At 62.7% G+C, this 17,665-nt stretch carries 14 protein-coding genes; 6 read left to right on the forward strand and 8 right to left on the reverse strand.

All coding sequences use genetic code 11. From position 1 onward, the window contains the following. Nucleotides 1-41: 41 nt before the first annotated feature. The gene (gene yjgA / locus ACQKEN_RS12680) at nt 42-563 is read left to right on the forward strand and encodes a ribosome biogenesis factor YjgA (RefSeq protein WP_133776245.1); all 522 of its coding nucleotides are present in this window, start codon (nt 42-44) and stop codon (nt 561-563) included. A gap of 48 nt (nt 564-611) precedes the next feature. Here yjgA and tldD read toward each other — a convergent pair whose 3' ends face one another. The 8 genes from tldD to mreB form a co-directional block, all read right to left on the reverse strand. After that, complete coding sequence (gene tldD / locus ACQKEN_RS12685) at nt 612-2,054, reverse strand: metalloprotease TldD (protein WP_237251253.1); 1,443 nt, start codon at nt 2,052-2,054, stop codon at nt 612-614. 2 nt (nt 2,055-2,056) lie between these two features. Next, nucleotides 2,057-2,908 carry a carbon-nitrogen hydrolase family protein gene (locus ACQKEN_RS12690; protein ID WP_427685881.1) on the reverse strand — a complete coding sequence of 284 codons (852 nt, stop codon included), beginning with the start codon at nt 2,906-2,908 and terminating at the stop codon, nt 2,057-2,059. 453 nt (nt 2,909-3,361) lie between these two features. After that, nucleotides 3,362-7,177 (reverse strand): YhdP family protein, encoded by a 3,816-nt coding sequence (locus ACQKEN_RS12695; RefSeq protein ID WP_427685883.1) that lies wholly within the window; start codon nt 7,175-7,177, stop codon nt 3,362-3,364. Nucleotides 7,178-7,367: 190 nt separating this feature from the next. Next, nucleotides 7,368-8,825, reverse strand: a complete 1,458-nt coding sequence (gene rng / locus ACQKEN_RS12700; protein WP_037012596.1) for a ribonuclease G — start codon at nt 8,823-8,825, stop codon at nt 7,368-7,370. Beyond that, a complete protein-coding gene (locus ACQKEN_RS12705) occupies nt 8,822-9,433 on the reverse strand; it encodes a Maf family protein (RefSeq protein WP_427685886.1) in 612 nt (203 codons plus the stop codon). The genes rng and ACQKEN_RS12705 overlap by 4 nt, the downstream gene beginning before the upstream one ends. Before the next feature lie 260 nt (nt 9,434-9,693). Further along, nucleotides 9,694-10,185, reverse strand: coding sequence for a rod shape-determining protein MreD (gene mreD / locus ACQKEN_RS12710; protein ID WP_065990112.1), 492 nt, complete (start codon nt 10,183-10,185; stop codon nt 9,694-9,696). After that, the gene (mreC, locus tag ACQKEN_RS12715) at nt 10,185-11,327 is read right to left on the reverse strand and encodes a rod shape-determining protein MreC (protein WP_427685980.1); all 1,143 of its coding nucleotides are present in this window, start codon (nt 11,325-11,327) and stop codon (nt 10,185-10,187) included. The genes mreD and mreC overlap by 1 nt, the downstream gene beginning before the upstream one ends. Before the next feature lie 221 nt (nt 11,328-11,548). Next, on the reverse strand, nt 11,549-12,586 hold the full coding sequence (gene mreB, locus ACQKEN_RS12720; RefSeq protein WP_020292894.1) for a rod shape-determining protein MreB: 1,038 nt from the start codon (nt 12,584-12,586) through the stop codon (nt 11,549-11,551). Between the two features lie 207 nt (nt 12,587-12,793). Between mreB and gatC the strand changes: the two genes are divergently transcribed. The 5 genes from gatC to ACQKEN_RS12745 all read left to right on the forward strand — a co-directional run bounded on the left by gatC (nt 12,794) and on the right by ACQKEN_RS12745 (nt 17,656). Next, a complete protein-coding gene (gene gatC, locus ACQKEN_RS12725; protein WP_065990114.1) occupies nt 12,794-13,081 on the forward strand; it encodes an Asp-tRNA(Asn)/Glu-tRNA(Gln) amidotransferase subunit GatC in 288 nt (95 codons plus the stop codon). 15 nt (nt 13,082-13,096) lie between these two features. Next, the gene (gatA, locus tag ACQKEN_RS12730; RefSeq protein WP_427685889.1) at nt 13,097-14,548 is read left to right on the forward strand and encodes an Asp-tRNA(Asn)/Glu-tRNA(Gln) amidotransferase subunit GatA; all 1,452 of its coding nucleotides are present in this window, start codon (nt 13,097-13,099) and stop codon (nt 14,546-14,548) included. Between the two features lie 11 nt (nt 14,549-14,559). Further along, nucleotides 14,560-16,005, forward strand: coding sequence for an Asp-tRNA(Asn)/Glu-tRNA(Gln) amidotransferase subunit GatB (gene gatB / locus ACQKEN_RS12735; RefSeq protein WP_065990118.1), 1,446 nt, complete (start codon nt 14,560-14,562; stop codon nt 16,003-16,005). Nucleotides 16,006-16,183: 178 nt separating this feature from the next. Then, entirely contained in the window at nt 16,184-16,558 is a 375-nt protein-coding gene (locus ACQKEN_RS12740; protein WP_074886484.1) for a septal ring lytic transglycosylase RlpA family protein, read from the forward strand. A gap of 45 nt (nt 16,559-16,603) precedes the next feature. Continuing rightward, the gene (locus tag ACQKEN_RS12745; protein ID WP_427685982.1) at nt 16,604-17,656 is read left to right on the forward strand and encodes a calcium/sodium antiporter; all 1,053 of its coding nucleotides are present in this window, start codon (nt 16,604-16,606) and stop codon (nt 17,654-17,656) included. Nucleotides 17,657-17,665: the final 9 nt, after the last annotated feature.

A 17,665-nucleotide genomic window follows, 5' to 3' on the forward strand; every position in this document is an offset into this window, starting at 1 on the left:
TGACTGGTTATCATGGCGGCGTTTATTTGCGGACGGCCCCCATGGTTGATTCTTACGACGACTCCTTCGACGGAGAGAAAAGCAAAACCCAGGTCAAACGAGAGCTTCACGCTCTGGTGGAGCTGGGCGAACGCTTGACGACATTCAAGCCCGATGTGCTGGCCAAGCTGCCTCTGACCGACCCCCTGCGTCGGGCATTGGCCGATGCTTCCAAGCACACCGCGCACATTGCGCGCAAACGCCACATTCAATTCATCGGCAAGCTGATGCGCGATCAGGATCTGGATGAAATCCTGGTGCTGCTCGATCAGCTTGACGCCTCTACGCGCCAGTACAACGAGCGCTTCCACAATCTGGAACGCTGGCGTGATCGCCTGGTGACCGGTACCGACGACGTGCTTGAGCAATTCGTCAGTGAATACCCGGACGCCGACCGTCAGCAACTGCGCTCGCTGATCCGTCAGGCTCAGCATGAAGCCGCGCAGAACAAGGCCCCCACCGCGACCCGCAAAATCTTCAAATACATCCGCGAGCTAGACGAAAGCAAACGCGGACTGCGCTAGAACTGCTGCGCCGTTTGAGTCACTCAACCGGCGCAAGCCCCTCGACTATCAAGCCCCGCCTGTGCCGCCAACGGTGATCGCATCGATCTTCAGCGTCGGCTGTCCGACGCCTACCGGAACCGATTGACCGTCCTTGCCGCAGGTACCGACGCCGCTGTCCAGGGACAGATCGTTACCGACCATCGACACACGGCTCATGCACTCCGGACCGTTGCCAATCAGCGTCGCGCCTTTGACCGGTGCGGTGATTTTGCCGTCTTCGATCAGATACGCCTCGCTGGTGGAGAACACGAACTTGCCGCTGGTGATGTCCACCTGCCCGCCGCCGAGGTTGGCGCAGTAGATGCCGCGCTTGACCGAGGCGATGATTTCCGCCGGATCGCTCTGGCCGCCAAGCATGTAGGTGTTGGTCATGCGCGGCATCGGCAGGTGCGCGTAGGACTCGCGACGACCGTTACCCGTGCGCGCGACGCCCATCAGCCGTGCATTAAGCTTGTCTTGCATGTAACCCTTGAGTACGCCGTTTTCGATCAGCGTGGTGCACTCGGTCGGGGTGCCCTCGTCATCGACGGTCAGGGAACCGCGGCGATCGGCCAGGGTGCCGTCGTCGACGATGGTGCAGAGCTTCGACGCGACCATCTCGCCCATGCGACCGCTGTAAGCCGAGCTGCCTTTGCGATTGAAGTCGCCCTCAAGGCCATGGCCGACCGCTTCGTGCAGCAGCACGCCGGACCAGCCGGAGCCCAACACCACCGGCAAGGTGCCCGCCGGGGCCGGAATGGCTTCGAGATTGACCAGCGCCTGACGCAGTGCTTCACGGGCATAGCCCATGGCGCGGTCGTCGCTGAGGAAATAACGGTAATCGGTGCGACCACCGCCGCCGTGTCCGCCGCGCTCACGACGGCCGTTCTGCTCGACGATCACGCTGACGTTGAAGCGCACCAGCGGGCGTACGTCGGCGGCAAGACCGCCATCCGTGGACGCCACCAGAATACGTTCCCATACACCGGCCATGCTCACGGTGACTTGCTGAATACGCGGGTCCAGCGCACGGGTGGCGGCGTCGACGCGCTTGAGCAATTCGACTTTCTCGGCGCGAGTCATGACTTCCAGCGGGTTGTCCGGCGCGTACAGCTGGGCGACGTCCTGGGTGGTGAACGCCTGGACCCGACCGTTCTGGCCCGCGCGGGAAATCGAGCGCGCGGCGCGGGCCGCCTGGGTCAAGGCTTCAGGTGTGATGGCATTGCTGTAGGCGAAGCCGGTTTTCTCACCCGACTGCGCGCGTACGCCGACGCCCTGGTCCAGGTTGAAGCTGCCTTCCTTGACGATGCCGTCTTCCAGCGCCCAGGACTCGGAAATCTGCCCCTGAAAATACAGGTCGGCTGCGTCGATGCCTGGGCCGGCCAGCTCGCCGAGCACCGATTGCAGGCTGTCGATGCTCAGGCCGCCTGGTGCCAGAAGGTGTTCGCTGACAGAGGACAAGTGGCTCATATTCACTCCGGGGTATTGGCAGGTCGCACGGCGGCCTGCGAAAAAAATCGCCGGTGATTCGCTACCGGCATGCGCGCCCGTATGGACGCTTGTTCTACGCTGTCTCGTTCGCCCAGCAGCACGGCTTCACCCTGTGCCTGCTCGGCCAGCACGCGGCCCCATGGATCTATGATCGCCGCGTGCCCAAATGTTTCTCTCGGCCCCGGATGAATTCCGCCTTGCGCCGCCGCCAGCAGGTAGCACTGGGTTTCGATGGCCCGGGCGCGCAACAGAATCTCCCAGTGCGCCGCGCCGGTCACGGCGGTAAAAGCCGACGGCGCGGTGATCAATTCAGCCCCCGCCTCCCGCAGCGCGGTGTACAGCTCGGGAAACCGCAGGTCGTAACACACCGAAAGCCCCAGACGCCCGACCGGCGTGTCTGCCACCACGACGTTGGTGCCGTGGGCGTAATCGTCGGATTCGCGGTAACGCCCTCGTGCATCGGCAACATCCACGTCAAACAGGTGCAACTTGTCATAACGCGCGACTTGCTGGCCCTGATCGTCAATCAGCAACGAACACGCTGTGACTTTGCCATCAGGCTGACCTTCTGGGGGCAGCGGCAATGTCCCGGCAACTATCCATAAGGTGAGGTCGCGAGCGGCAAGTTTCAACCACGGCAGGATCGGTCCTTCGCCAAGGGCCTCGGCGCGACCGATGGCAGCGACATCACGACGGCCCATCGCAGCGAAGTTTTCCGGAAGCACCGCCAGCTTCGCACCCGACGCAGCGGCCTGTTCCAGCAACCTGCGCGCCTGGGCCAGATTGCCAGGCACGTCGCTCTGGCTGACCATCTGAATGACTGCGAAGGACATACACGCTCCCTGATCGATAGAACTGCACTCTACTCCAAGCGCCGATGATTGGGCTCGCACGACCGCTCGATTTCATCGTCACTGCGCCACCCTTCCCGGCTGAAGCCGGTCCCACTAAGGCTGCGCGTTCATCCAGTGGGACCGGCTTTAGCCGGGAATCTTTCAAGTGTCACACCGCAGAGCAATTGACGAGCCGCAGATCTGAATGTAGGAGCGCTTGCCCGCGAAAGCGTAGGTACGGACGACCCGAATGCGTCGGATGTACCGGCCTCTTCGCGGGAAGCGCGCTCCTACACCGATCAGCGGCAGACGGTGAACGCTCGTGGCACCCACTGGCCTCTTCCCGGCTGAAGCCGGTCCCACTGACACCGCGCTCCCCTAGTGGGACCGGCTTTAGCCGGGAAGGCGTCAGAAGCCACACCGCGAGGGTCGGGCGTCACGCCAAGGCAGTGATTACTGCCGTTTCTCAAACGGCTTGTCGAAGGTGATTTTCGGTTCTTTCCATGGCCCTTCGACCTTGTACTGAACACTGGCGAAGCGCGACACGCGATCACCCAACAACTTGTCGACGAGAAACAACGCGCCGCCAATCGCCGGTGCGCCGACGATCAATGCGGCAATTGGCAGGTTATTGGTCACAGGCAGCGTCACCAGCAGCTTGGCGTCGACGCGGTCGCGGACCATGTCCAGCGTGCCGTCGAGTTCCAGATTGGTGGACGGGCCGGTCATGGTGATCGGGTCGCGGGTGACGTACACGCCATCGCTCGCCACCAGCAGCCCCTTCACCTTGTCGTAGCTCAGGCCCTTGCCCAGCAGGTCGGAGAAGTCCAGGCGCAGACGCCGGCCAATGGAATTGAAGTTGAGCAGGCCGAACACCCGCAGCGCCTGCGCGCCACCCTCGACCTCAACGAACTGGCCGTTCTTCAGCGTCGCATCGAGACTGCCGGAATAACGCTTCAAACCCACCCACGCAGGCGAACCCGGCCAGCGTCCGTCAGCGTTCAGCTCGAACTCCTGACTGGTAACGGTGGGCGCGAAACCCCAAGCCTTGAGCACATCCGCGAGATTCTTGCCGCTCACCTGGCCCTTGAACCAACTGCCGGTCGTTCCCGGCGTGCCTTCCCAGCCGCCATTGCCCAGCAACGCAATGCCTTTGAGCCCCAAATTCATATCAGTCATCTGGATGCCGTTCGGCGTCGGGCGGACCTTGAGCGACCACGCGCCCATCAATTGATCGCCTTGAAACAGCTGCGTGATCTTGATGTTCAGCGCAGGGATCTTGCGCGGATCGACATCCGCCAACGGATCCGGCGCGTTTTCGACGACCGCCGCATTCGGGTCCGGCGCGGGCAAGCGCACGTAGAGCAGGCTGATGTCGATCGGCGCGGTTTTGCTGTCCGGCAAGGTCGCAGTGCCTTTCACCTTAGCGCTGTCCAGCGACAGTGCCCATGCGGTATCACTGCGGTTGAGCTGGACCCCAGCCTGCTCCAGAGTCGTGCCCATCGCGGTCAACTTGCCAATCTGCAAATCCACACTGTTGAGCAACTGCTTGGCGCTGCCGCCCGGGTCGTTGCCAGCGTAACGCTCAGCCATGGCTTGCCAGGGCGCGATGTCCAGCTCCGACAGCGAACCACGAACCCGCAGGCCTTTGCTGTCGGGCACAATCGCCCCGCCTTCACCGAGGAACAGTTCGCCACGCCCGTCGCCGAACTTGCCCGGCGGCGATGCGAAGGCCAGATTGGCGATATTGCCGTAGCCGACGTCGATGCGCCGCTCGGGGCCTTGCAGGTTCATGCGCAAATCGGTGTCGCGCGTGTCATCAGCGGTTTTGCCGAACGGTGCCGGCAGATCGACCGCCAACCCTTTCAGGTTCGAGTTGATCTGCAGCTGGCTTGCGTTGCCGCTCAACGTCAGCTGCAACTGATAGGGCAGATCCCCCGAAATCGGCAGCGGCTGCGTGACGCCCAGCCAATCGGTCAGGCGCTTGCTGCCGATCTGGCTGCTGGCGGTAATACGCGTCACCGGCGCACCCGGTTTGCCTTCAGCGAAAATCTCGGCGTTCACCGGCTTGTCGAAGGCGACGGCCTTGATGTTCTTGCCGCTCAGCCCTTTGGTGTAGTCGAAACGGAAATCGCCGCGCAGCTGGGTCAGCTCCAGCACCGGATCGGCGAGCTTGAGCCGCGCGCTGTCGGTGCTGAAATCCATCACGACCTTGGGGTCCTGCCCCTTGACCAGCGGAATATCCAGATTGAGGTGGCCCTGCAACGGCCCTTCCGCCTGCCAGCCCGCGAAGGTCTGGGCGGTGCCGATCGGCGCTTCCTGAAGAATCTTCATGCCGTCCTGGAGGCTGCCTTTCAAGTCACTGTCCACCAACAGATGGCTGGACTGACCCGCCGGGACGTGGGGAATGTCCACCGCGACATTGCTGACCTGGGTGTTCAGCAGCTGACCTTTGTTGGCCCGAATGCGCACGCCGCTGTTCTCAACGAAGACGTCACCGTCGACATTGTTCAGCTGCGGCCATCCCGGCTGAAAGGCCAGGCTCGCGTTGCGCACCTTGAAGAACAGGCTAATGACCCTTGCCACATCGGGCGCGTCTTTGTTGATCGAGCCCTGATACTGGAAGAAACCCTGATCGACGTTGCCACCCAGAATGGCGGTGCGCAGCCACTGATCAAGGGAAGGGCTGAGCACCGCGGGCAGGTACTTGGAGGTGTAGCGACCGTCGCCGTCGACCAGCCCGACCCGCAGGTCCATGTAGTCTTCCTGGCTGTGATCAAAGTGCAGGCGGATCAGGAAATCGCTGGCAATATTGCCCTCCTCCCCCTGGACCTTGATGTACGGCGCAATCAACGTGAAACCCTGATCGTCCAGCGTCCAGTTCAGCTGGGCATTGGCGTGACGGTACTTCCACTCGTTACGGAAGATCGGGTCCAGGTGCAGCATGAAATCGTCGGTGTCCAGGCGCAGTTCGCCCTGGCCAAGGTCACCGCTGATGGCACCGCTGACGTTCCCCGCTGCCGGCGCGCCGTGGTAAGCGTCGAAACCGACCTTGTCCAGATTGGCAGCGAAGCTCAGTCGCTTGGGCGGCTCGGCCTGCGGTCGGTAATCGACCAGCACATTGCGCAGCCCGCCGGTGACTTTCAGGCGGTCGACCGCCACCATGACCTTGTCGGGCAACGGCGCCAGTGAGTCCAGCAGCGGCGTAATCGGCGTCAGATCAAGCCGGTCCGCCTGGACGTGCCACAGCTCTTCGGCGTCGGCCGTCGCGGCGGTCTGCTGCAAATCAACGCGACTTTCCCAGCGCTTGCTGTTCAGGTCCATCGCCAACGAATCGATCGTGGCGCTGAAGCCTTTTTCGTCGCGCACAAACCAGGCGTTGAGGGCCAGATTGTCGATGCGCGCGGGCTTACGTTCGGCGTAAGCGCCTTTGAACTGCGGCGCGTTCAAGCGCGCAACGGCGCTTTGCAAATTGCCCTTGCCCCAGTTCAGCCAAAACTCGCCGCCGGCCTTGAGCTTCTGAATCTTCCAGTCGCGGCTCAGGCTCTTCGGCAACCATTGCGACCACTCGCTTTGCGGGAGGCTCAGGTACGCTTCGGCCGCACCATCGCGCCACTCGTGGGCGCGCACGGTGGAGCGAACGTTCAGCGACAGCGGCTGGCCGTCAGGCAGGTTCAGGCGGGCGTCGAGGCGCTGATGCACGCTGCCGGTTTTAAGGGTCAGGCTCACATAGGTCAGCGTCAGGGGCGGCTGGTCATAGGGCTGCAAAGTGATCTGGCTGTCGAACAGCGACAAGTGAGAGACCATCTGCATCTGATTGAGGAATTTTTCGGGGTCGGTGACCTGATCCGGCTGCACGGGAAGCCCTTGCAGTGCCCAGTGGCCGGTCTGGTCTTCTTTCAGGCCGATCTGCAGGCCGTCCAGCTCAAGGCGTTCGAGGCGCACTTCGCGGGTCCGCAGGCTGGCGAGCAGGTCCGGCATGGCCCGTACGTGATCGAGCCGAACGGCATTGCCGCCCTCGCCGATCATCACATCACGGGCGACGAAGATGGGGGCGAAGCCGCTCCAGCTGCCTTCCAGCCGACCAATGCTCACCGGCATGCCCAGCGCGGTCTGCGCCTTGGCCTCAACGTCGGCGCGGTATTCGGCCACCATCGGCACCAATTGACGGCCGACGCTCACGTACAGCGCAACCAGCACCACGAAAAGGGCGCACAGGCTCAGCCCCCAACGGGTCAGCACAGCCAGAAACCGGGTCAAACGCTCCATGTCGCTACGCCTCCGCAAAAACTGCCTGCATATGGCATCCGGCCCAATCGTGCAGGTGCGGGTACGTCCAGGTTGTGCTCAATCGCCACGCGTTGTTCTCTTTGGACGGCATCCGTTCCGTCTGCCTCAAGGGCACTGTTTTCTGTATTCAACTGCACCGCCACTCGGCAGCGCGGCGCATCACGCACTCTCAGAGCAGCACGACGTCATATTGTTCCTGGGAGTACATGGTCTCGACCTGGAAACGAATGGTCCTGCCAATGAACACTTCCAGCTCGGCCACATTGCCGGATTCTTCGTCGAGCAGCCGGTCGACCACTTTCTGATTGGCCAGCACGCGATAACCCACCGCCTGATAAGCGCGGGCTTCGCGCAGGATCTCGCGGAATATCTCGTAGCAGATGGTTTCCGGGGTCTTCAGCTTGCCACGGCCCTGGCAACTGCTGCACGGCTCGCACAGCACTTGCTCCAGACTTTCCCGGGTGCGCTTGCGCGTCATCTGCACCAGACCCAGTTCAGTGATGCCGATGATGTTGGTTTTGGCGTGATCGCGCTCGAGCTGTTTTTCGAGGGTTCGCAGCACCTGGCGTTGGTGCTCGGCGTCTTCCATGTCGATGAAATCGATGATGATGATGCCGCCGATATTGCGCAGCCGCAGCTGTCGGGCAATGGCAGTCGCCGCCTCAAGATTGGTCTTGAAGATGGTCTCTTCGAGGTTGCGATGACCGACGAAGGCACCGGTGTTCACGTCGATGGTGGTCATGGCTTCGGCAGGATCGATGACCAGATAGCCGCCGGACTTGAGCGGCACCTTGCGGTCCAGCGCACGCTGAATCTCATCCTCGACGCCATACAGGTCGAAGATCGGCCGTTCACCGGGGTAATGCTCGAGGCGGTCGGCGATTTCCGGCATCAGCTCGGCGACAAACTGGGTGGTCTTCTGGAAGGTCTCGCGGGAATCGATGCGAATCTTCTCGGTGCGCGGGCTGACCAGATCGCGCAACGTGCGCAGCGCCAGACCGAGGTCTTCGTAGATCACGCTGGCCGGGCTGATGGTTTTGATCTGCTCGCCAATCTGGTCCCACAGCCTGCGCAGGTAGCGGATGTCCATCATGATCTCGTCGGCGCCCGCACCTTCGGCCGCCGTGCGCAGGATAAACCCGCCCTTCTCCTTGATCCCTTCCTTGGCGACGCAATCGCTGACCACTTGCTTCAGGCGTTCGCGCTCGGCTTCGTCTTCGATTTTCAAAGAAATGCCGACATGGGCCGTGCGCGGCATGTACACGAGGTAACGCGACGGGATCGACAGCTGAGTCGTCAACCGCGCGCCTTTGCTGCCGATCGGGTCCTTGGTGACCTGCACGACAAGACTCTGTCCGTCGTGGACCAGCGAGCTGATGGTCTCCACGGCCGGGCCTTCGCGCATGGAGATTTCCGATGCATGAATGAACGCCGCGCGGTCCAGGCCGATGTCGATGAACGCCGCCTGCATGCCGGGCAGCACGCGCACGACCTTGCCTTTGTAGATATTGCCCACGATCCCGCGACGCTGGGTGCGTTCGACGTGCACCTCTTGCAACACCCCGTTCTCAACGACCGCCACGCGCGATTCCATCGGCGTGATGTTGATCAGAATCTCTTCACTCATGACTTGTCACCTTCCGGGCGTTGCCAACAGGGTATGCCGAAACGCTGGAGGATTTCTGCGGTTTCGCACAAGGGCAAGCCGACCACGGCGGAATAACTGCCACTGAGGTTTTCCACGAACACCGCGCCCAGGCCTTGAATGCCGTAGCCGCCCGCCTTGTCGCAGGGCTCGCCACTGGCCCAGTAGCGGCGGGCTTCGTCCTCCGGGATCACCCGGAAACGGACACGGCTGGTGACAGTTCGGGTTTCGCAGCGCTCTTCGTGAACCACGGCAATGGCGGTCAGGACTTCGTGTTCCCGATTCGACAGTGCGGCCAGCATCGCCAACGCCTCGGCCTCGTCTACCGGTTTGCCGAGGATGCGGCCGTCGAGCACCACGGCGGTGTCGGCGCCCAGAACGCAGGCGGTCGGGTAGGCGGGATCATTGGCGAGCTGCAGCAGCCCGGCGTCCGCCTTGCCACGGGCCAGCCGCAGGACGTAGGCGGCAGGGGTTTCGTTGGCCAGAGGGGTTTCGTCGATGTCGGCACTGAGGGTCGTGAACGGTACGCCGATCTGGGTCAGCAGCTCACGACGGCGCGGGGAGCCGGAGGCAAGAAGAAGGTGGGGCATGGGACGTCTCCGTGTCGTTGATCACAAGCTTAGCCTTGGTGCACACCGCCGAAGTGAGGGTGGTCGCGCCGGCCTCTTCCCGGCTGAAGCCGGTCCCACTGATACACCGCGTTTTCCCTGTTACACCGCGTTCAAACTGTGGGACCGGCTTTAGCCGGGAAAGCGTCAGGTGTCACGCCGCAGAATTGAGGGTGCTCACACTGGCCTCTTCCCGGCTGAAGCCGGTCCTACAAAAACTGGCAGATGCCGTTCACAATGACTTAGTTGATCTTCAAGCGCAGGCGCAATCCGCGCAGGCCGTAGCTGACCCATGGCCAGAGCAATGCGCTGACCAACGCCGGCAACACCAGCGCCAGGGTCGGCTGACGGTTGCCGGTCAGGGCACTGAGCCACAACTGCACCAGCTGCGCGAGGCCGAAGATCACCAGGATCACCAGGCACTGCTGCCACATCGGGAACATGCGCAAGCGCTGCTGCAGCGACAGCACCAGGAAGGTAATCAGCGTGAGGATCAAGGCGTTCTGCCCCAGCAACGTGCCGTACAGCACGTCCTCGGCCAGCCCCAGCATCCACGCCGTGACCATGCCGATCTTGTGCGGCAACGCCAGTGCCCAGAAGGCCAGCAGCAACGCGAGCCACAGTGGGCGAAATATTTCCATGAACTGCGGCAGCGGCGAAACGCTGAGCAGCAGGCCGATGGCGAAGGTCAGCCAGACCACCCAGCCGTTTCGTGCGGGAGCATGACGCGCCATTATTCTTCCCTCTCGCGTGGAGCGGCCGGGGTTGCAGCAGGCGTCGCCGGTCGGGTGGCGGCTGGTTTCGCCGCAGGTTTGGCGGCCGGCTTGCTGGTCGCGGGCTTGGCAGGCGTAGTCGCCGCCGGTGCGGTGGTCGCCGGAGCCGGTGCGCTGTTGACGTTGGCCGGCGTCGATGAAGCACTGTGCCCGGCAGGTTTCGGCACGGTGGCAGGAACGACCGCCTTGTTCGGCGTGGCAGCAGGGGCGGCCCCCGGCACAGTGGCCGATGGCACCGCCGCCGGATCAGCCGCCTGACGATCAAGGGATTCCTGCTGCTGTGCGGCGTCGGCAGCGCGCTCTTCAGGGGACCGGCCGTCCGAGAACACCAGCAGCAGATAACGGCTGCGATTCAGCGCAGCGGTCGGCACTGCGCGCACGATCGCAAAGGGCTGACCGGAGTCGTGAATCACTTCCTTGACCGTCGCCACCGGGTAACCCGCCGGGAAACGCTGGCCCAGGCCGGAACTCACCAGCAGGTCGCCCTCTTTGATGTCAGCGGTGTCGGCCACATGGCGCAGCTCTAGACGTTCCGGGTTGCCGGTGCCGCTGGCAATCGCGCGCAGGCCGTTGCGGTTCACCTGCACCGGAATGCTGTGGGTGGTGTCGGTCAGCAGCAGCACGCGGGACGTATAGGGCATCAACTCGACCACCTGCCCCATCAGGCCCCGCGCATCAAGCACAGGCTGACCGAGGACCACACCGTCGCGCTCACCCTTGTTGATGATGATCCGGTGGGTGAACGGATTGGGGTCCATGCCGATCAGCTCGGCGACTTCGACTTTCTCGTTGACCAGCGCCGACGAATTCAGCAACTCGCGAAGACGCACGTTCTGCTCGGTCAGGGCGGCCAGCTTTTGCAGGCGGCCCTGGAGCAGCAGGTTTTCGGTCTTGAGTTTTTCGTTTTCGGCGGCGAGTTCGGTGCGGCTGCCAAACTGGCTGGCAACGCCCTGATACAGACGCTCGGGCAGATCGGCAATCCAGTAGGACTGCATCAGCACCAGCGACATCTGACTGCGGACAGGCTTGAGCAGGGTGAAGCGCGCGTCCACGACCATGATGGCCACAGACAGCACGACCAGCACCAGTAGACGGACGCCCAGGGACGGGCCCTTGGAGAAAAGCGGTTTAATGGGCCGCTCCTTCCAGAGATGCGTGAGTGTGGCTGTGCTTATTCATGCGACATGAAACCGGCCTGATGCGGGTTGATGGAATGCAGGACGCCAGACTTGCAACATCGCTGCGCGACGTCAACAGGTCGGACACGAACAGGCAGCACGGTGAGGTGCTGCCCGTTAAGCGCAACATGCTGCGTTCCGGCGACTTATTCGCTGGAGAGCAGGTCCATGGTGTGCTTGTCCATCATTTCCAGCGCACGACCACCGCCACGCGCGACGCAGGTCAGCGGGTCTTCGGCAACGATCACCGGCAGACCGGTTTCCTGGGCCAGCAGCTTGTCGAGGTCACGCAGCAACGCGCCACCACCGGTCAGCACCAGACCGCGCTCGGCGATGTCCGAGGCCAGCTCTGGCGGGGATTGCTCCAGCGCGCTCTTCACGGCCTGAACGATGGTTGCCAGGGATTCCTGCAACGCTTCCAGCACTTCGTTGGAGTTCAGGGTGAAGGCACGTGGCACGCCTTCCGCCAGGTTGCGACCGCGTACGTCGACTTCACGCACTTCGCCGCCCGGGTAGGCCGTGCCGATTTCCTGCTTGATGCGCTCGGCGGTGGATTCGCCGATCAGGCTGCCGTAGTTGCGACGCACGTAAGTGATGATCGCTTCGTCGAAACGGTCGCCACCCACACGGACGGACTCGGCATACACCACACCGTTCAGGGAGATCAGCGCGATTTCAGTGGTACCGCCACCGATGTCGACAACCATCGAGCCGCGGGCCTCTTCGACCGGCAGGCCTGCACCGATGGCCGCAGCCATTGGCTCTTCGATCAGGAATACTTCACGTGCACCGGCGCCCAGCGCGGATTCGCGGATGGCGCGACGCTCGACCTGAGTCGATTTGCACGGAACGCAGATCAGCACACGAGGGCTTGGCTGCAGGAAGCTGTTCTCGTGAACCTTGTTGATGAAGTACTGAAGCATTTTTTCGCAGACGCTGAAGTCGGCGATGACGCCGTCCTTCATCGGGCGAATGGCGGCGATGTTGCCCGGGGTACGGCCCAGCATCCGCTTGGCTTCCATCCCGACAGCAACAACGCTCTTCTGATTTCCGTGGGTCCGAATGGCCACAACTGATGGCTCATTCAGCACAATGCCGCGCTCACGCACGTAAATAAGGGTGTTGGCAGTGCCCAGGTCGATGGAAAGATCGCTGGAAAACATGCCACGCAGTTTCTTGAACATGGGGAAAGGACCCTAGGCAACGCGTGGGTAAAAAAGTGCGGCAAACTCTAACAACGACAGGGATTTTGGGCAAGGAGCCAATATGTTAAATTGGCGGTTTTTCCGAGCACTACCCTGGAAGATCGCGGCCTTATGACCGTTTAAAGGGCGTAGTGTTCCGCAATCTGACGTACGGTTTAGCCCGTCCGCATTCCACTGGAGAACCCCATGGCGCTTGATCGCTCCGACGTGGAAAAAATCGCTCATCTGGCCCGACTGGGCCTTAATGACGCCGATATCCCGCGTACTACTGAAGCACTGAACAGCATTCTCGGGCTGATTGACCAGATGCAGGCGGTCGATACCACCGGCATCGAGCCCCTCGCGCACCCCCTTGAAGCCTCGCAACGGCTGCGTGTAGACGCCGTTACCGAGATCAATCATCGCGATACCTATCAAGCCATCGCACCAGCGGTCCAAGACGGCCTTTATCTGGTTCCGAAAGTCCTCGACTAAGGGAATGTGCCTGCAATGCATCAAATGACTCTGGCAGAGATCGCTCGCGGACTCGCCGATAAACAGTTTTCTTCCGAAGAATTGACCCGCACTCTGCTGGCGCGCATCGCCCAGCTGGATCCGCAGCTCAATAGCTTCATTACCGTCACCGAAGACCTGGCGATCACCCAGGCTCAGGCCGCCGACGCCCGTCGCGCAGCAGGTGAAACCGGCGCACTGCTGGGTGCTCCGCTGGCGCACAAGGACCTCTTCTGCACCAAGGGCATTCGCACCAGCTGCGCGTCGAAGATGCTCGACAACTTCAAGGCGCCCTATGACGCCACTGTGGTTGCCAAGCTCGCCGCCGCCGGCATGGTGACGCTGGGCAAGACCAACATGGACGAATTCGCCATGGGGTCGGCCAACGAATCCAGCCATTACGGCGCGGTGAAAAACCCGTGGAACCTGCAACACGTCCCGGGCGGTTCGTCCGGCGGTTCGGCGGCGGCGGTCGCGGCACGTCTGCTGCCCGGCGCCACCGGCACGGACACCGGCGGTTCCATTCGCCAGCCTGCCGCACTGACCAACCTGACCGGCCTGAAGCCGACTTACGGTCGCGTGTCGCGCTGGGGCATGATCGCCTACGCCTCCAGCCTCGATCAGGCCGGCCCGATGGCCCGCACCGCCGAAGACTGCGCGTTGCTGCTGCAAGGCATGGCCGGTTTCGACGTCAACGACTCCACCAGCATCGACGAGCCCGTGCCGGATTACAGCGCTGGCCTGAATGCCTCGCTGCAAGGACTGCGCATTGGCGTGCCGAAGGAATACTTCAGCGCAGGTCTAGACCCGCGCATCGCCGATCTGGTCATGGCCAGCGTCGAAGCGCTGAAAAAGCTCGGCGCCGTGGTCAAGGAAATCAGCCTGCCGAACCTGCAACACGCGATTCCGGCTTACTACGTGATCGCGCCGGCCGAGGCTTCTTCCAACCTGTCGCGTTTCGACGGCGTACGCTTCGGCTATCGCTGCGAAGACCCGAAAGACCTCACCGACCTGTACAAGCGCTCCCGTGGCGAAGGCTTCGGCCCTGAAGTGCAGCGCCGGATTCTGGTCGGCGCGTACGCGCTGTCGGCCGGTTACTACGACGCCTACTACTTGCAGGCGCAGAAGATTCGCCGCCTGATCAAGAACGACTTCATGAACGCGTTCGCCGACGTCGACGTGATCCTCGGCCCGACCACGCCGAACCCGGCCTGGAAAATCGGCGCCAAGAATGCCGACCCGATCGCCGAGTACCTGGAAGACTTCTACACCATCACCGCCAACCTCGCGGGCCTGCCGGGCCTGTCGATGCCTGCCGGTTTCGCCGACGGCCTGCCGGTGGGCGTGCAATTGCTGGCGCCGTATTTCCAGGAAGGCCGCTTGCTGAACGTTGCCCATCAATATCAGCAAGTAACCGATTGGCACACCCGCTCGCCGGCTGGCTTCTAAGGAGAAAACACATGCAATGGGAAGTCGTCATCGGGCTGGAGATTCATACCCAGCTCACCACCCAATCGAAGATTTTCTCCGGTAGCGCCACCACGTTCGGCTCCGAGCCGAACACCCAGGCCAGCCTCGTCGACCTGGGCATGCCCGGCACGTTGCCGGTGCTGAACAAGGAAGCCGTGCAGATGGCGGTCAAGTTCGGCCTGGCCATCGACGCCGAGATCGGTCAGCACAACGTGTTCGCCCGCAAGAACTACTTCTACCCCGACCTGCCGAAGGGCTATCAGATCAGCCAGATGGAATTGCCGATCGTTGGCAAAGGCCATCTGGACATCACCCTGGAAGACGGCACCATCAAGCGCATCGGCGTGACGCGTGCCCACCTTGAAGAAGACGCCGGCAAGAGCCTGCACGAAGACTACAGCGGCATGACCGGCATCGACCTGAACCGCGCCGGTACGCCGTTGCTGGAAATCGTTTCCGAGCCGGACATGCGTTCGGCCAAAGAAGCGGTCGCCTACGTCAAGGCCATGCACGCGCTGGTTCGCTACCTCGGCATCTGCGACGGCAACATGGCCGAAGGCTCGCTGCGTTGCGACTGCAACGTGTCGATTCGCCCGAAAGGCCAGGTCGAGTACGGGACGCGCTGCGAGATCAAGAACGTCAACTCGTTCCGCTTCATCGAGAAGGCGATCAACAGCGAGATCCAGCGCCAGATCGATCTGATCGAAGACGGCGGCAAGGTCATTCAGCAGACCCGCCTGTACGACCCGAACACCAACGAAACCCGCGCCATGCGCAGCAAAGAGGAAGCCAACGACTACCGTTACTTCCCCGATCCTGACCTGTTGCCGGTGATCATCGAAGACGCGTTTCTGGAGCAGACCCGCGCCACCCTGCCGGAACTGCCACCGCAGAAACGCGAGCGCTTCCAGTCGCAGTTCGGCCTGTCGCTGTATGACGCGAGCGTACTGGCGTCCAGCCGCGAACAGGCGGATTTCTTCGAGAAGGTCGTCAGCATTTCCGGTGACGCGAAGCTCGCGGCCAACTGGGTGATGGTTGAGTTGGGTTCGTTGCTGAACAAGCAAGGCGTCGAGATCGACGAGTCGCCGGTCAGCGCTGAACAGTTGGGCGGCATGTTGCTGCGCATCAAGGACAACACTATTTCGGGCAAGATCGCGAAGATGGTGTTCGAGGGCATGGCCAACGGTGAAGGCAGCGCCGACGAGATCATCGATCAGCGCGGCCTGAAGCAGGTTACCGACAGCGGCGCCATCGAGTCGATGCTGGACGACGTCCTCGCCGCCAACGCCGAACAGGTCGAACAATACCGCGCGGCCGATGAAGCCAAACGCGGCAAGATGTTCGGCTTCTTCGTCGGGCAAGCGATGAAGGCATCGAAAGGCAAGGCCAACCCGGGCCAGGTCAACGAACTGCTTAAGCGCAAGCTGGAAGGCTGAGTGCATAACCTGTAGGAGCGTGCCTGCCCGCGAAGACGGTGTTTCAGTCGCTAGACGTGTAGCGGATGTACTGGCCTCTTCGCGGGCAAGCGCGCTCCTACAGGGGACCGCGTTCACTCGATCGTCCCCTCGCCCTGCGCGGGGACTATCAGAACATCTTCTGTAGGGACCCTCCCCCATGCGGCGAATCCTCGGCGCTTGCGCCCTGCTCTCTCTGCTGGCCGGCTGCGCCAGCGACGGCATCATCGACCCGCACGGTTACAACGCCACCGGCGGCGCCTCGTATTACGGCGCGCAACATCACGGTCAGCGCACCGCCAGCGGTGAACGCTTCGACGCCAATTCCCTGACCGCCGCGCACCGGCAATTGCCGTTCGGCACGCGCGTGCAAGTCACCAACCTGGACAACGACCGCAAGGTCATCGTCCGTATCAACGACCGCGGCCCGCACACCCGGGGGCGGCTGATCGATGTGTCACGTGCAGCCGCCGCGCAATTGGGTATGCTGCGCAGCGGAACCGCCCAAGTGCGGGTACAAGCCCTCGACGACTGACTGGTGCCCTGAATTCTCGCCCTAACGAATCTGCCCTTGCCCACGCTGATCGAGCTGGTCAGCGGCCTGCTGCTGATGATCATCGGCGCGCAGCTGTCGGTGCGCGCTGCCGTGGCCCTTGCCGCCCTGCTCAAAACCCGCCCGCTGTTCCTCGGCCTGACCGTCGTCGCGCTGGGCAGCAGTGCCCCGCAACTGGCGGTCGGGCTGCAAGCGGCGTTCACTGACAGCACGGACATTGCGGTCGGCAGCGTCATCGGCAGCAATATCTTCAACGTGCTGGTCACCTTGGGGCTGTCCGCCCTGATCATCCCGCTGCGCGTGGCCCGGCAACTGGTGCGCGTTGATCTGCCGCTGATGATTGCGGCCACCGCTCTGGTCGCGGCGCTGGCGTGGAACGGCGAGCTGAGCGCGCTGGATGGCGTCGTGCTGTTGCTGGGCATGGCGGCGTATCTGTTCGTCGTGGTGCGCCAGTTCGCCCACGGCGCGCGGCATGTGGCGAGAACGGACCTTGAGCCGCGCCGTCGCGTCTGGCCGTTGCTGGGCCGGCTGGCGCTGATGGCCTGTGGTCTCGCGCTGCTTACGTTCGGCAGTCATCTGCTGGTCGGCGCTGCGGTTTCGGTGGCCTTGGACCTGGGCCTGTCGGAGCGGGTGATCGGCCTGACCGTGATCGCGGTCGCGACCTCGCTACCCGCGCTGATGACCTCGCTGGTCGCGGCATTGCGCGGCGAGCGGGATATCGCAGTGGGCAATATCATCGGCAGTAACCTGTTCAACCTGCTGGGTGTGCTCGGCATCACGGCGCTGATTTCTACCGGGCCTTTGTCGATCTCGCCCAATGCGCTGGATTTCGATTTGCCGGTGATGTTGGGTGTCGCGGCGCTGTGCGTGCCGCTGTTCTATTCGGGGTACCGAATCACCCGGCTGGAAGGGCTGCTGCTGCTCGGGCTTTACGCGGTGTACGGGCTGCACATCGTTTCGTTTACCACGGGCATGCCACTGGCCGAGCGGTTGGAGCGTTTGATGATTCACTACGCGCTGCCGGTGATTGCGCTGTGCATCGTGGTGGGTACGGTGCGAGCCTGGCGGCGTCAGCATTGAGCAACTGCA

The sequence above is a fragment of the Pseudomonas sp. NPDC078416 genome (assembly GCF_050268485.1).
GTDB lineage: Bacteria > Pseudomonadota > Gammaproteobacteria > Pseudomonadales > Pseudomonadaceae > Aquipseudomonas.

What these genes read in the sequence shown, in the direction of transcription:
- yjgA (WP_133776245.1), top strand. Translation starts at nt 42, where the DNA reads ATGGTTGATTCTTACGACGACTCCTTCGACGGAGAGAAAAGCAAAACC.
- tldD (WP_237251253.1), bottom strand. Translation starts at nt 2,054, where the DNA reads ATGAGCCACTTGTCCTCTGTCAGCGAACACCTTCTGGCACCAGGCGGC.
- ACQKEN_RS12690 (WP_427685881.1), bottom strand. Translation starts at nt 2,908, where the DNA reads ATGTCCTTCGCAGTCATTCAGATGGTCAGCCAGAGCGACGTGCCTGGC.
- ACQKEN_RS12695 (WP_427685883.1), bottom strand. Translation starts at nt 7,177, where the DNA reads ATGGAGCGTTTGACCCGGTTTCTGGCTGTGCTGACCCGTTGGGGGCTG.
- rng (WP_037012596.1), bottom strand. Translation starts at nt 8,825, where the DNA reads ATGAGTGAAGAGATTCTGATCAACATCACGCCGATGGAATCGCGCGTG.
- ACQKEN_RS12705 (WP_427685886.1), bottom strand. Translation starts at nt 9,433, where the DNA reads ATGCCCCACCTTCTTCTTGCCTCCGGCTCCCCGCGCCGTCGTGAGCTG.
- mreD (WP_065990112.1), bottom strand. Translation starts at nt 10,185, where the DNA reads ATGGCGCGTCATGCTCCCGCACGAAACGGCTGGGTGGTCTGGCTGACC.
- mreB (WP_020292894.1), bottom strand. Translation starts at nt 12,586, where the DNA reads ATGTTCAAGAAACTGCGTGGCATGTTTTCCAGCGATCTTTCCATCGAC.
- gatC (WP_065990114.1), top strand. Translation starts at nt 12,794, where the DNA reads ATGGCGCTTGATCGCTCCGACGTGGAAAAAATCGCTCATCTGGCCCGA.
- gatA (WP_427685889.1), top strand. Translation starts at nt 13,097, where the DNA reads ATGCATCAAATGACTCTGGCAGAGATCGCTCGCGGACTCGCCGATAAA.
- gatB (WP_065990118.1), top strand. Translation starts at nt 14,560, where the DNA reads ATGCAATGGGAAGTCGTCATCGGGCTGGAGATTCATACCCAGCTCACC.
- ACQKEN_RS12740 (WP_074886484.1), top strand. Translation starts at nt 16,184, where the DNA reads ATGCGGCGAATCCTCGGCGCTTGCGCCCTGCTCTCTCTGCTGGCCGGC.